Below are 14,536 nucleotides of genomic sequence, written 5' to 3'. Positions count from 1 at the left end.
TCTCTGCCCAGTGCCCATTCCCCATTTCCTTTTATCAATTGTTGATTTAGATACAACTTAAAATTAATTATCTGTGTTACTTGTGGATTTTTGTCGTTGAGATCAACTCTTAAGGTCTTCTTTAGGAGATCGGCGAAAATCTCGGACTACCCTAAAAGATGAAAGGATCTGCAAGAGTTAGCCAAACAAATTTATGACACTACAAAGCTTTGGTGTGATTGGACTAGCCGTTATGGGTGAGAATATCGCTCTAAACGTCGAACGTAATGGCTTCCCAATTGCAGTTTACAACCGCTCCAGAGAAAAAACGGATGCCTTTATGGCGCAGCGTGCGCCAGGACGGAACGTCAAAGCCGCTTTTACCCTAGAAGAATTTGTCGCCTCATTGGAACGTCCCCGCAAAATCCTTGTGATGGTGCAAGCTGGTAAGCCAGTGGATGCGGTGATTGCTCAACTCAGACCTTTGCTAGATGAAGGCGATATCGTTATCGACGGTGGTAACTCTTGGTTTGAAGACACAGAAAGACGCACTCAAGAATTAGAACCTGCTGGACTGCGGTATCTTGGTATGGGCGTCAGTGGCGGTGAAGAAGGGGCGCTAAACGGCCCTTCACTAATGCCTGGTGGTACAACCAGTTCTTACGAGTATTTATCACCAATTTTCAACAAAATTGCTGCCCAAGTCGATGACGGCCCTTGTGTAACGTACATTGGCCCTGGCGGTTCTGGGCACTATGTAAAAATGGTACATAATGGCATTGAGTATGGCGATATGCAGCTCATTGCTGAAGCCTACGACTTGCTCAAAAATGCGGCTGGATTAGACCATAATCAGCTACATGAAGTGTTTGCTGAATGGAACACCACCGACGAACTCGATTCATTTTTGATTGAGATTACGAAGAATATCTTCCCTTACATTGACCCAGATACAAATCTACCCCTGGTGGACTTGATTGTTGATGCAGCTGGTCAAAAGGGAACTGGACGCTGGACTGTGCAAACTGCACTGGAATTGGGAGTTTCGATTCCCACAATCACAGCGGCTGTGAATGCCCGGATTATATCTTCTATCAAAGAAGAACGGGTAGCAGCATCTAAAGTCCTCACAGGCCCCAGTGGCAAGTATAGCGGGCAAACCAAGGACTTTATCAACAAAGTACGGGATGCTCTCTATTGCTCAAAAATCTGTTCTTACGCCCAAGGTATGGCGCTGCTTTCTACAGCTTCAAAAACATATAACTGGAATTTGAATCTGAGCGAAATGGCGCGGATTTGGAAAGGTGGCTGTATTATTCGCGCTCGCTTTTTGAATAAGATTAAGAAGGCTTTTAGCGAAAATCCAACTTTGCCTAACTTGCTGTTAGCTCCCGAATTTAAGCAGACAATTCTCGACAGACAGACTGCTTGGCGGGAAGTGATTGCGACAGCTGCAACACTGGGAATTCCAGTACCCGCATTTAGCGCATCCTTGGATTATTTTGACAGCTATCGCCGCGATCGCCTACCCCAAAACCTCACTCAAGCACAACGCGACTACTTCGGCGCACACACTTACCTGCGTCTTGATAAGCCAGGAACCTTCCACACTGAATGGGTACCAATTGCTGAAGCTCATAAAAAATAGGCTTTCGCACTCATACACCAGCATATTGTGAAAGTTTAAAGCGTTTTCAACTGCAATTTTAAGAGTGACTCTGAATTTCAGAGTCATTTTTTTATCAAAGCCCACCCCCAGCTACCACAAAATAATACCATTTTGGATTTTAGATTTTAGATTTTGGATTAGGAATTGCTTTGTACATTTCGATTCTGAAAATCCATCTGTATCATTCTTTTTTCAAATTGGTATAGTCTTTGTTTTGTAAGGTAAGTTTCGCCGTGAGCGTCAGCCGAAGGGTTGAAACCCTACCCGCAAGTGGCGTGGCTGAATTTTCCCTGTTCCCTTTTATTGACTTAGACCCTTTGAATAGAATATGATTATAGATTGTCTGTCTAATTCCGCTCGGAACAGGTAGACATATTGCAAAAGCTGGGAAAACCAGCTACCTGTACGGCAACTTCAAGGACAATTCCATGACCTACGCAATTATTGAAACTGGTGGCAAACAAATCAGAGTAGAGCCGGGACGGTTTTACGACATTGAACTGCTTCCTGTGCAAGCAGATGAAAAAGTTACAATAGATACAGTATTATTGCTCCAGCATGATGGCGAAGTCACCATTGGACAGCCACGAGTATCAGGTGCAACTGTAGAAGGGACTGTACTGCGACATTTCAGAGATCGTAAAGTCCTGGTATACAAAATGAAGCCGAAAAAGAAAACCCGCAAAAAACGCGGACATCGCCAAGAAGTTACCAGGCTTTTCATTGACTCCATTAGTCTTAATGGTGCGGTGTTTACTGCTTCAGCTGCAACCGATGGAAGTCCTGCTGTAGATGACACTCCTGCTCAAGAAGCGGAAACCGTTGCAGAATAATAGAGAAAAGATAACGTAGATAAATAACAAGGAAATCATGGCTCATAAGAAAGGAACAGGTAGTACACGCAACGGTCGTGACTCTAATGCCCAACGTCTAGGCGTCAAGCGCTATGGCGGTCAAGTTGTACGTGCAGGAAATATTCTCGTGCGTCAGCGTGGCACTAAATTTCACCCTGGTAACAATGTCGGTATTGGTAGCGATGACACTTTGTTTGCCTTAATCGACGGTGTAGTAACCTTTGAAAGAAAGGGCAAAACCCGTAAAAAAGTTAGTATTTATTCAGTGGCAACCGCTACTGAAGAAGTAGCAAGCTAGAAAATAAGGTGGGGACAAACGACCATTTGCCCCGCCCTTAATTTGATTTCTCAATCTAAAATCTAAAATACTCTCAAAATTGTCTGTGTGGTTTCACCCATGCCAATTTCCAGACTCATCTGCTAGAGATGCTAAAGGTTTAGTGTTATAGAAAAAATGCTTGCTAGAGTCTGGAGTGCATCAATTGTTGGTATCGATGCTGTTAAAGTAGGCGTGGAAGTCGATGTTTCAGGAGGATTACCGGGAATTGTTGTCTTGGGGCTTCCAGATTCAGCGATTCAGGAATCAAGAGAAAGGGTGAAGGCAACCCTCAAAAATGCAGGTTTCGCCTTTCCCATGCGAAAAATTGTCATTAATTTAACTCCAGCCGATTTACGCAAAGAAGGCCCCTGTTTCGATTTACCTATTAGTGTGGGAATTTTGGCGGCTTCTGAGCAAATTAACGCTGATTTATTAGGAGATTATCTATTTTTAGGTGAGGTATCACTGGATGGCAGTTTGCGTCCAGTGGCTGGTGTATTACCCATCGCTGCTGCTGCCCAAAAGATGGGCATTATAGGTTTAGTTCTCCCTGCTGATAATGCCCAAGAAGCAGCAGTGGTGGAAGGTTTGGCTGTTTATGGTTGCCAACATCTCTCGGATGTGGTGGACTTTTTAAATAATCCAGGGCGTTACAAACCTGTGCAGATTGCTGATAATTTAGAGACGTTACATGTAACGTCTGTACATTCACCAGATTTACAAGATGTTAAAGGACAAACTCATGGGCGTCGTGCCTTAGAAATTGCTGCGGCTGGCGGGCATAACTTGGTGTTTGTCGGGCCGCCAGGTAGCGGTAAAACTATGTTAGCGCGGCGTTTACCGGGAATTTTGCCGCCTTTGAGTTTTGCTGAATCTTTAGAGGTGACTCGAATTCATTCGGTGGCTGGTTTATTGAAAAATCGTGGTTCTTTAGTACGCGATCGCCCTTTTCGCAGTCCCCATCACTCAGCATCCGGCCCCTCTCTGGTAGGTGGTGGTAGCTTTCCTCGTCCTGGGGAGATATCATTATCTCACAATGGCATATTATTTATGGATGAACTGACGGAATTTAAACGCGATGTTTTAGAATTTCTGCGTCAACCTTTAGAAGATGGCTTTGTGACGATTTCTCGTACTAAATTATCAGTGATGTTTCCCGCGCAGTTTACTTTGGTGGCTAGTACCAACCCTTGTCCTTGCGGTTATTATGGCGATACTATCCAACAGTGTACTTGTTCTCCCAGGCAACGCGAGCAATATTGGGCAAAACTTTCTGGGCCGTTGATGGATCGAATTGATTTACAAGTGGCGGTGAATCGCTTAAAACCAGAAGAAATTACCCAACAACCCACGGGAGAAGCATCAACATCGGTGCGTCAACGAGTACAACAAGCACGCGATCGCGCAATTAATCGTTTTCAAACAGAAGCAAATCTGCGTTGCAATGCCCAAATGCAAAGTAATCATTTGCAAAGATGGTGCAAGCTAGATGATGGAAGTCGCAATTTATTAGAAATGGCAATTAGAAAATTAGGTTTATCTGCAAGAGCAAGCGATCGCATTCTCAAAGTAGCACGGACGATTGCAGATTTAGCAGCCGAGGAAGAGTTAAGACCGAATCATGTAGCAGAAGCAATTCAATATCGCACAATTGACAGAATGCAGTAAAAAGGAGTCAGAATTCAGAATTCACAAGTCAGGAGTCAATATATCGCAGTACAACTCGGAATTCCTCCTCAAGTCAGCTACAGTAATATCCTGGGGAAGATGTGCCTCATTAGCAAATCAGTATCCAATATATCAGGGACTAAAAAACATCCCCTAGAAGGAGACTGGCTTAATGAATTTGCAGGCGATTTGGAAGTTGTTCCAAGAGACTTTTCAGGAATGGAGTGAGGATAAAGCCTCTCGGTTAGCCGCAGCGTTGGCTTATTACACGATTTTTTCTATTGCACCATTGCTAATTATTGTAATTGCGATCGCTGGTGCGGTGTATGGAGAAGAAGCCGCTAGGGGTGAAATTGTCCGACAAATTCAAGGTTTAGTCGGGGCGTCTGGAGCAGAATTCATCCAAACAGCCATTCAGAATGCTAACAAACCACAAACTGGTATGATGGCGTCGATTATTAGTGTTGGAGTTTTGCTGTTAGGTGCTACTGGTTTATTTACTGAATTGCAAGATTCTCTTAATACAATTTGGGAAGTCAAACCGAAACCCGGACGCACTGTAACTAACATGATTCGCCTACGCTTTCTCTCCTTTGCAATGGTGTTAGGTATTGGTTTTTTACTTTTGGTATCTCTGATAATTAGTGCAGCTTTAGCAGCATTAGCCACTTACTTTAGTAATTTAATACCAGGTGTTGATTTTCTCTGGCAAATTCTCAATTTCATTATTTCTTTTGTCATTACTACATTCCTATTCGGACTAATTTTTAAAGTTCTACCAGATGTCAACATTGCTTGGAGTGATGTTTTAATTGGAGCTAGTCTCACTTCATTTTTGTTTTCCATTGGCAGATTTTTATTAGGGCAATATTTAGGGAATGGTAGTTTTGGTTCCACCTATGGTGCTGCGGGTTCCCTAGTGGTGATTTTGGCCTGGGTTAATTATGCAGCACAAATTCTTTTTTTTGGTGCTGAGTTTACTCAAGTATATTCCAGGAGGCACGGAAGTGGAATCACACCTACTAAACATGCTGTACCTCTGGATGAGAAAACCTCTACCGATCAAACAACAAACAGCAACAATACTCCTCAGAAAAAACAAAGTAATAATAAACAGTCTTTTTCTAAATTAATCAGCCGCTTAATTCGCAATTTTACCAAACCCAAACGCTTGAGATATAAAAGAAGAAACCAGCATTTTTAGTTGCTAAAAAGTCAAGTTAATGGGTATGTAATTAATTCGTCAAAGCAAAAAAGCTGGGCGTAGCCCGTCGTAGACATGGCTACTTACGGCTGACGGTAATAATTTTACTGTCAGATTTTTCATTTACATTTTCTGATTGCCTATTGCCCATTGCCTATTCCCCATTTTCCACCTGAACAAGCAAATTCACAAATCAAATCAGATTCCTATATGCTAAATAAACTGTAAAATATGACCGTTGTATTCTGTGCCAGATTGTGATTGAGCGTTATACTCTGCCCGAAATGGGTAATTTGTGGAGTGAAGCCTATAAGTTAAAAACCTGGCTGCAAGTAGAAATCGCAGTTTGTGAGGCTCAGGCTGAGTTGGGTTACATTCCGTCTGAGGCTGTTGAGGAAATTAAAGCAAAGGCAAATTTCGATCCAAAGCGGGTGCTAGAAATTGAAGCTGAAGTTCGCCACGATGTAATAGCTTTCTTGACAAATGTCAATGAATATGTAGGAGATGCCGGACGCTATATTCACTTGGGATTAACTAGTTCCGATGTACTGGATACAGCTTTAGCACTGCAATTGGTTGCTAGTTTGGATGTATTATTGCAACGTGTGGAAGATTTGATTGGTGCGATTCGCCAAAAGGCACAGGAGCATCGTCATACAGTGATGATTGGTCGATCGCACGGTATTCACGCCGAACCGATCACTTTTGGTTTCAAGCTAGCCGGCTGGTTAGCGGAAGTTTTGCGACACCAAGAACGCCTGAGAATTCTGCGTCAAACCATTGCCGTGGGTAAAATTTCTGGTGCAGTGGGTACCTACGCCAACGTCGAACCGCGAATAGAAGCCATCGCTTGCCAAAAACTCGGACTGCAACCAGATACCGCGTCAACACAAGTAATTTCCCGCGATCGCCACGCCGACTACGTGCAACAATTAGCTTTATTAGCGGCATCCATCGAACGCTTTGCGGTAGAAATTCGCAATCTCCAAAAAACAGACGTTCTAGAAGTCGAAGAATTTTTCGCCAAAGGACAAAAAGGCTCCTCAGCCATGCCACACAAGCGCAATCCCATCCGTTCCGAACGGCTCACAGGAATGGCACGACTTGTGAGAAGCCATGCCGGTGCAGCCTTGGAAAACGTTGCCTTATGGCACGAACGGGATATTTCCCACAGTTCCGTAGAACGGGTAATTTTACCAGATAGTTGCATTTTGACTCATTTTATGCTGGTAGAAATCACTGAGTTAGTGAAAAACCTGCTGGTTTATCCTGAGAACATGGAACGCAACCTCAATTGCTACGGCGGCGTTGTCTTCAGTCAAAAAGTCCTACTAGCCTTGATAGACAAGGGATTGAGTCGTGAAGAAGCTTATGCGATCGTTCAAGGAAGCGCCCACGCAGCTTGGAACAAGCCAGAAGGCAATTTCCAAGACTTAATTAGTAAAGACCCCCGCGTTACCGAAAAATTGTCCCCAGCAGAACTAGAGGTGTGTTTCGACCCCCAACAACATCTGCGGCACTTAGAAGAAGTTTACCAACGGTTAGGAATTTAAATCTTATTGGGGAAAGGGAAAGGGGTAAAGGGAAAAGGGGAAAGATTAAATTGATTCCTTTTCCCTTTAACCTTTAACCTTTTCCCCTGCTTCCCCCATACCCCATGCCCAAAAAATACTTCTAATCTGCTGCTGTAATTACCAACAACGGTGGGTAGTATACATAACAAATACTTACTTATTTATTCGTGCTGCGAGTGCTTTGATGATTGAAATCCTAGCTACGCTCTCTGCTTCTGCGGCAGCAGGAATGAGAATAGGCATACCTTTGCTAATTATTGGACTGTTGCAGGGAAGCAATTTGTGGTCGCAAGTTCCAATTTTATCTCATATTTCTCCACCAATATTATTAACCTGCCTTACCAGTTGGTCGTTAGTTGAATTATTAGCCTCAAAGAAACTATGGGGACAAAGACTCCTACAAATGATTCAGTTATTAATGTCTCCCCTTGTGGGGGCAATTATGGGGCTAGCGGTAGCTTCTGCCACAGCAACACCACACTGGCTGATTGGCTTAACTGGCGGTTTGTTAGCTTTAGTACTCCAGCTAGTTCAAGTGGGTTGGTTCTATAGGTTACGCGGCTTACCCTTATGGGCAGTATTTCTTCAAGATACCTTATGTATTGCTCTGGTACTTTTTGCCTTTGATGCTCCCTGGCAAGGAGGATTAATTGCTTTAATTTTGCTGTGGTTTGCAGTTCGTAGCGCTAAGCAATGGTATGACTGGTATCGCAAGGGAGTGGTGATTAGGGAGTAGGGAATCAGTATTGGGGAGTAGGGAATCAGTATTGGGGAGTAGGGAATCAGTATTGGGGAGTAGGGAATCGGGATTGGGGAAAAGGGGAAAGGTTAAAGGAGGGATCTTTCTTTTTCCCTTTGCCCTTTACCCTTTGCCCTTTGCCCTTTACCCTTTACCCTTTGCCCTTTGCCCTTTATTGCAATATTCCAATCATATGCAATATACCCTGACCGGTAATCAGCTCGATGATTAAGGCAATGAAGCCCAGCATAGCAATACGACCGTTCCACACTTCGGCGCTAGTGGTGAGACCCCACTCCCAACGTTCTTGGGGATACATTTTCACCATTTTTTTCATTTGGGCTGCTTGGGACAGCTTGAAACTGGGGTTTTTCAGCGCATCAATCACTAATTCGGCTAGTGCGTTAATAAATACTGGATGGGTATTGGGAGCTGGTACGCGACGGAAGTTGTGAATTCCTGCTTCTTCTGCCACTTCTCGATATTCAATATCGATTTCTTGTAGTGTTTCAATGTGTTCTGAAACAAAACTGATGGGTACGACTACCAAATCTTTCACACCTTGTGCGGCTAGTTCTTTGAGGGCATCCTCAGTATAAGGTTGCAGCCATTCCACTGGGCCGACGCGACTTTGATAAGCCAAGGTGTGGGCATTGGGTCGATTGAGGGTCTCCATAATTAAGGCAGTACATTCCTCAATTTCTTGTTGGTAGGGGTCGCCTGCTTCTTCAACGTAGCTTTTGGGGACGCCGTGAGCGCTGAAGAAGATATGAACGTCATTTGGGTTGGGAAATTGTTCGAGTTCTTGGGCTATGAGTTCTGCCATTACTTGCAGGTAGCTTGATTGTTTGTACCAGGAAGGAATGACGGTGTAATCAATGCGTTGAAGTTTGGGGTCTTGTTGCCAAAGCTTTTCTAAAAGCCGGAAGCTGGAACCACTGGTACTGATAGAAAACTGGGGATAAAGTGGCAAGATTACCAGCTGTTCTACATTATCCTGGGTAAGCTGGGCGATCGCTTCTTCTGTATACGGATGCCAGTAACGCATTCCCACATAAATATTAGCTTGTTGCCCTAAATAACTTAACTGTTCTTTGAGGGCTTCACCTTGGGCTTCTGTAATCCGCCGCAATGGGGAACCGCCACCAATTTGCTTATAATTTTCTTGAGATGTTCTGGTTCGGCGGGTGGCTATGAACCAAGCTAGGGGTTTTTGCAACCAACGAAACGGTAGGCGAATAATTTCCGGATCGGAAAATAGGTTGTACAAAAACGGCCCCACATCTTCTAGCTTATCGGGGCCACCGAGATTGAGTAATAAGACGCCTACACGACCCATAGCAGTTACTTTCCCCCGATACTTTTCAGGTTTTTTACTAATGTTAACAATATATCTTTATTAAATATAAAGCTTAATAGCAAGGAAATATGCAATGGCAACAATTTTAAGGGATTTGAGTTACCGCTATCAGTGGCTATATGATAGTATTTCTCGTCTAGCAGCCTTGAGTGTCGGTGGTGAAGGCCGTTTTCGACAACTTGCTTTGCAAGGCTTAATAATTGACTCAGGTACTCAGGTTTTAGATTTATGTTGCGGGAGTGGACAAGCAACACAATTGTTGGTGAAACTTTCACAAAACGTAACAGGACTAGATGCTTCGCCCTTTTCCTTGCAACGGGCACGGCAAAATGTACCCTCAGCTTCTTACGTGCAAGCTTTTGCTGAGGAAATGCCATTTGCAGATAATCTGTTTGATGTGGTGCATACCAGCGCTGCACTACACGAAATGGAACCCCAGCAATTACGAAAGATTATTAATGAGGTTTATCGAGTGCTAAAACCAGGAGGGGTATTTACACTGGTAGATTTTCATACTCCCACAAATCCCATATTTTGGCCTGGAGTATCACTGTTTTTGTTGTTGTTTGAGACAGAAACCGCTTGGGAATTATTAAAAACTGATTTACCTGGTTTGTTAACAGAAATTGGGTTTGAGGTGAGTAAGCAGACTTTGTATGCAGGTGGTAGTTTGCAAGTTATACAAGCAAAGAAGTAATTTTCATCAATTAATCTCTGTCACTAGCCATTGCCACTCGGTAACTACAGTGTTGGGTATATTGAGAATCAATGGCTGTTTATTGGAGATGGGGACATAAAGTTTAAGAGCATCGGTTGTTGGTAATTTAGCTACGACATCTGTTAAGTTATATTCGCCCACATTGGGTGCAGGTGCAGTTAGGGGGAATGCGTCCGATGCACTCAACAATTTTCCCCCTACTGTTTCAATTAATAGTGGTTGGGGGTGAGCAATTTCAACAACACCAGGAAAGCCAACCAAGCGCAACCGTAAATCTTTGACTGGATTGTTGTAATTCTGTTTGAATAGTAACACTTGCCAAGCATATCCAAATTCATCTTTGATGGATACTTGCGAGTGGTAGCGTAAGACATTAGGAGAGTCATGATGTTGACGTAGCAGTGCTTGTGCTGGCTCAATACTCCATCCGCATACAGCCAATGCTAGAAGGATTACTAAGGCGCAATGCCAAAAACATTCTTGCAATTTTTGCTTCATACTGCACATTTTATAGCAGAATTCAGGAGTAAAGCCGCAGACATTTGCGTTGCGAGGCGTAAAAATCAAAAATAGTCTTAAATTCATTTCTTCATGTAATAGCTGCTTAACTGAACTGTATTGACTTCTAACCGACACTCCTGAATTCTTTTTAGTAAAATTGCCAGTTTATCTAATTTATATTTATGCTAATTCAACTTGAACCCCGTGCTGTTCCGTCGAAAAGATGGCAAGTTTTATCACCTGCGATCGCAATACTGGCAACGGTGATTTTAGGATTTATATTATTTTATGCATTGGATCAGCCACCCATTGCAGCTTTACAAACTTTATTAATTTCACCTTTAACTAGTTTTTATGGATTGTCAGAATTAACTGTCAAAGCAGCGCCAATTTTATTAATTGCTGTTGGTTTATCGGTGTGTTTTCAAGGTAAAGTATGGAATATTGGTGCAGAAGGGCAGTTTACTATCGGCGCGATTTGTGGTAGTGCTGTAGCTTTAGGATTTTCTACTATTAATAATTATAGTTTATTGCTACTGAGTTTGATAGCTGGCGTGTTTGGTGGTGCGATTTGGGCAGGTATTTCTGCTTGGTTAAAGGTGCGATTTAATACTAATGAAATTCTCACAAGTTTGATGTTAAATTATATAGCAATTTCTCTTTTAAACTATTTGGTACATGGGGTATTAAAAGATCCGCAAGGATTTAACTTTCCTGAATCTGCACCTTTTAGTAAATTTGCTAGCTTACAACCATTAATTGCTGGTACGAGATTGCATTTGGGTGTAATTTTGGCAGTTGTGGCAGCTGTGTTAATTTGGGGAGTATTGCGACAAACGTTTTTTGGTTTCAGCGTGCGGGTAATTGGTTCTAGTGCTAAGGCTGCGGTATATGCTGGGATAGATAGCGATCGCATTATCTGGCTAACTCTCCTCATTAGCGGTGGATTAGCAGGTTTAGCTGGTGTTTGCGAAGTGTTAGGCCCTATTGGTCAACTACGCCCTAGTATTTCTCCTGGTTACGGCTACACTGCTATTATTGCTGCTTTTATGGGGAGATTAAATCCACTAGGTATTATTTTATCTAGTTTACTCATAGCACTTTTGTATGTAGGCAGCGAATTAGTACAAATTAAATTGGGACTTCCTTTAGCTTTAGCTGGAATGTTTCAAGGTATTTTATTCTTTTTTGTTTTAGCAGCAGATATATTAATTTACAATCGAGTAATAATTAAATGAAGACCGATTTAGTAGTCTGAATTCTGAATTCTGAATTCTGACTCCTGACTCCTAAATTAGTTAAAAACTTATTAATTAGCACTATTTAGCTACAATCAATCCAAGCTTAAAAAATCTTGGTATGATAGCCATCCCCCAACAACCCCAAAAAATGACCGTTGAGGAATATCTCGAATGGGAACCTCAGCAAGACGTTCGCTATGAATATGTCTATGGCGAAGTGTTTGCCATGACAGGTGGTACAATTCCCCACAATGACATTGCTTTAAATCTCTACACTGCTCTACGTCCTCATCTGCGTTCTAGGGGTTGCCGAGTGAATGTGTCAGATGTAAAAGTGCAAGCCAATTTTCAGAATCAGTACTACTATCCTGATGTTATCGTCAGTTGTGACCCTCAAGACATCAACGCCCGCAAATTTATTCAAAACCCTAAGTTGCTTGTCGAAGTTCTTTCTCCTAGTACAAGTGCTAAAGATAGAGGGGAAAAATTCACTTACTATCTGACAATCCCCAGTTTACAGGAATATATCTTGATTGACTCTGAAAAAATCTCTGTTGAGCGTTACTGTCGGGGAGAAGGAAGAATGTGGCTTTATTGTCGTTATACTGCTGGAGATACCATCACCTTATCAAGCATTGAATTTGAGTTTCCTATAGAATTGCTGTATGAAGGTGTTGTCTTAGAAACAGAAATATACTAAAAGCATACCTGATGTTGTTGTAAGCTGTAATAAATATGTATTAGCTAGTTATGAATGGCAAATTATAATCAAAAATAATAAAGTGAGGAGATTGAATGTGTCTAAGGAAAAATTATCTGTAAGTTTAAAATTGATAATTATTACGTTAGCGACTTGTACTACAACTTTAGGTATAAGTTTGCTGCTAGATACAACAAAACTTAATTATTTATTGGGAATTCAACCGTTAAAAGGTGAAAAAGAGAAAGTAAGTCATGATAAAGCAATCATTGGCTCTGCACAAGCTGTCTTTTCAACAGCAAATCAAATAAATCAAGTACCGAACAAATTTCAGGGAACAGTTATTTATCAAGGGAAACTCAAACCAACTGAAAAAGTCATCGCCCTCACTTTTGATGATGGCCCCAGTCCTAAAAATACAGCGCAGATATTAGAAATTTTACAAAAAAATCAGATTAAAGCTACGTTTTTTATGATTGGGCAAATGGTAAAATACTTTCCCCAGGTTGCCAAGCAAGTTGCAGCTGATGGGGAGGTAATTGGTAACCATACATGGCATCATTCCTATCGCCGTATGAATGTAATGAGTGCGGCTAATGAAATAAATACTACAGCAGACATCATCTATCAAACTACAGGAGTGAAAACTACTCTCTTTCGTCCCCCTGGTGGCTTTTTAAATAATGGATTAGCTGACTATGCTAAAACTCAGAAATATACTGTCATTATGTGGTCAGAAGTATTGGGAGACGCTGAACGTCCTTCACCTCAAGTGGCAAAGATGGTCAAAAATGTACTAAAAAATGCCAAACCAGGAGCAATTGTACTAATGCATGATGGTGGCGGAAATCGTTCTCGCACTGTCCAAGCTTTACCGCAAATTATCGATGGTTTAAAGGCACAAGGTTATAAATTTGTGACAATACCCGAACTACTGGAAATACAAGCCCAAGAAAAAAATTTGGTCACACCAGTATCACCTATAGTCACAAATCATGAATATCCAAACCATCAGTTTCATCATTAGTGATAGCATACGAGCAGCAACACCTCTGATTTTTGCAGCATTAGGTGAATTAATCACTGAAAAATCAGGGGTGTTAAACCTTGGTGTTGAAGGAATGATGTTAGTTGGAGCTGTGGCTGGTTTTATTGCTGCTTCAGTAACAGATAATATTTACTTTGGATTATCCATCGCAATCATATCAGGAATAGCGATCGCTCTCATTCATGGATTATTAACAATTACTATAACTGCCAACCAAGTGGCAACAGGTTTAGCCCTAAGTATTTTTGGTTCCGGACTCAGCGCTTTTATTGGTACAGGTTATGTGGGTAAGACAATTACCGGACTACAACCTGTTGACATCCCGATTTTAAAATCTATTCCGCTTTTGGGTGAAGTTTTATTTCATCAAGATATTTTGGTGTATGCTTCAGTCGTTTTAGTGATAGCGGTTTGGTGGTTTTTACGAAGTACCCGCGCGGGTTTAGTGTTGCGGAGTATTGGCGAGTCACCTGATGTTGCTGATGCTTTGGGTTTACCTGTTAACAGAGTTCGTTATTTGGCGGTAATGTTTGGTGGGGCGACGGCTGGGTTGGCGGGAGGTTACCTATCTCTTGCATATACGCCCCTCTGGACGGAAAATATAACTGGTGGACGAGGATGGATTGCGATCGCATTAGTTGTGTTTGCCACATGGAAACCTGAGAGAATCCTTCTTGGTGCATACTTATTTGGCAGCGTTGGTGCTATACAATTAATACTCCAAGGATTAGGAGTTAATATTTCTCCTGATATTTTGTCTTCTTTACCTTACCTAGTTACTATCTTGGTATTAGTGTTTATCTCACGAGATAATACACGCATAAAATTAGAGACGCCTGCATCATTGGGACAATCTTTTAGATCTAGTCATTAGTTATTGGTCATTAGTCATTTAGGGTTAATCTAATAAGGGTGATTTCCAAAAAGATAGATTTTTAAGTTTTCAGTGATTCAACTTCATT

14 protein-coding genes are annotated in these 14,536 nt (G+C 42.0%); 12 read left to right on the top strand and 2 right to left on the bottom strand.

Features of this window, described 5'->3' with window-relative positions; all coding sequences use genetic code 11:
• Nucleotides 1–193: 193 nt before the first annotated feature.
• From gndA to GNE10_RS08555, 7 genes are all read left to right on the top strand, one after another.
• Nucleotides 194–1,627: an NADP-dependent phosphogluconate dehydrogenase gene (gene gndA, locus GNE10_RS08585; RefSeq protein WP_185564590.1), complete on the top strand. Its 1,434-nt coding sequence runs from the start codon at nucleotides 194–196 to the stop codon at nucleotides 1,625–1,627.
• Nucleotides 1,628–2,076: 449 nt separating this feature from the next.
• On the top strand, nucleotides 2,077–2,481 hold the full coding sequence (gene rplU, locus GNE10_RS08580) for a 50S ribosomal protein L21 (RefSeq protein WP_099069846.1): 405 nt from the start codon (nucleotides 2,077–2,079) through the stop codon (nucleotides 2,479–2,481).
• Between the two features lie 37 nt (nucleotides 2,482–2,518).
• Nucleotides 2,519–2,800, top strand: coding sequence for a 50S ribosomal protein L27 (gene rpmA, locus GNE10_RS08575; protein ID WP_099069847.1), 282 nt, complete (start codon nucleotides 2,519–2,521; stop codon nucleotides 2,798–2,800).
• Nucleotides 2,801–2,956: 156 nt separating this feature from the next.
• Nucleotides 2,957–4,489 carry a YifB family Mg chelatase-like AAA ATPase gene (locus GNE10_RS08570; RefSeq protein ID WP_185564588.1) on the top strand — a complete coding sequence of 511 codons (1,533 nt, stop codon included), beginning with the start codon at nucleotides 2,957–2,959 and terminating at the stop codon, nucleotides 4,487–4,489.
• A 172-nt stretch (nucleotides 4,490–4,661) separates the two neighbouring features.
• Nucleotides 4,662–5,693 (top strand): YihY/virulence factor BrkB family protein, encoded by a 1,032-nt coding sequence (locus GNE10_RS08565; protein ID WP_185564586.1) that lies wholly within the window; start codon nucleotides 4,662–4,664, stop codon nucleotides 5,691–5,693.
• 257 nt (nucleotides 5,694–5,950) lie between these two features.
• Nucleotides 5,951–7,246: an adenylosuccinate lyase gene (gene purB / locus GNE10_RS08560; protein WP_185564584.1), complete on the top strand. Its 1,296-nt coding sequence runs from the start codon at nucleotides 5,951–5,953 to the stop codon at nucleotides 7,244–7,246.
• Nucleotides 7,247–7,451: 205 nt separating this feature from the next.
• Complete coding sequence (locus tag GNE10_RS08555) at nucleotides 7,452–8,003, top strand: DUF4126 domain-containing protein (protein ID WP_185564582.1); 552 nt, start codon at nucleotides 7,452–7,454, stop codon at nucleotides 8,001–8,003.
• Nucleotides 8,004–8,178: 175 nt separating this feature from the next.
• Here the strand turns inward: GNE10_RS08555 and hemH are convergent, their stop codons facing one another.
• The gene (hemH, locus tag GNE10_RS08550; protein ID WP_099069864.1) at nucleotides 8,179–9,345 is read right to left on the bottom strand and encodes a ferrochelatase; all 1,167 of its coding nucleotides are present in this window, start codon (nucleotides 9,343–9,345) and stop codon (nucleotides 8,179–8,181) included.
• A 94-nt stretch (nucleotides 9,346–9,439) separates the two neighbouring features.
• On the opposite strand from hemH, the gene GNE10_RS08545 reads away from it, so the two are divergent.
• Nucleotides 9,440–10,063: a class I SAM-dependent methyltransferase gene (locus GNE10_RS08545; protein WP_185564580.1), complete on the top strand. Its 624-nt coding sequence runs from the start codon at nucleotides 9,440–9,442 to the stop codon at nucleotides 10,061–10,063.
• A 6-nt stretch (nucleotides 10,064–10,069) separates the two neighbouring features.
• On the opposite strand, the gene GNE10_RS08540 is transcribed toward GNE10_RS08545, so the two are convergent.
• The gene (locus tag GNE10_RS08540) at nucleotides 10,070–10,582 is read right to left on the bottom strand and encodes a DUF3122 domain-containing protein (protein WP_260446841.1); all 513 of its coding nucleotides are present in this window, start codon (nucleotides 10,580–10,582) and stop codon (nucleotides 10,070–10,072) included.
• 185 nt (nucleotides 10,583–10,767) lie between these two features.
• Here GNE10_RS08540 and GNE10_RS08535 point away from each other — a divergent pair, with 185 nt between their 5' ends.
• The 4 genes from GNE10_RS08535 to GNE10_RS08520 all read left to right on the top strand — a co-directional run bounded on the left by GNE10_RS08535 (nucleotide 10,768) and on the right by GNE10_RS08520 (nucleotide 14,448).
• Complete coding sequence (locus tag GNE10_RS08535; protein ID WP_185564579.1) at nucleotides 10,768–11,823, top strand: ABC transporter permease; 1,056 nt, start codon at nucleotides 10,768–10,770, stop codon at nucleotides 11,821–11,823.
• Nucleotides 11,824–11,944: 121 nt separating this feature from the next.
• A complete protein-coding gene (locus tag GNE10_RS08530; protein ID WP_099069868.1) occupies nucleotides 11,945–12,526 on the top strand; it encodes a Uma2 family endonuclease in 582 nt (193 codons plus the stop codon).
• Between the two features lie 97 nt (nucleotides 12,527–12,623).
• The gene (locus GNE10_RS08525; protein ID WP_185564578.1) at nucleotides 12,624–13,553 is read left to right on the top strand and encodes a polysaccharide deacetylase family protein; all 930 of its coding nucleotides are present in this window, start codon (nucleotides 12,624–12,626) and stop codon (nucleotides 13,551–13,553) included.
• The gene (locus tag GNE10_RS08520; RefSeq protein WP_185564576.1) at nucleotides 13,522–14,448 is read left to right on the top strand and encodes an ABC transporter permease; all 927 of its coding nucleotides are present in this window, start codon (nucleotides 13,522–13,524) and stop codon (nucleotides 14,446–14,448) included. Before GNE10_RS08525 ends, GNE10_RS08520 begins: the two co-directional genes overlap by 32 nt.
• The last annotated feature ends 88 nt before the right edge of the window (nucleotides 14,449–14,536 follow it).

Origin of the sequence: Nostoc sp. 2RC (genome assembly GCF_014222165.1) — a bacterium.
Lineage (GTDB): Bacteria > Cyanobacteriota > Cyanobacteriia > Cyanobacteriales > Nostocaceae > Nostoc > Nostoc linckia.
This window is presented reverse-complemented; position numbering and strand designations above follow the sequence as displayed.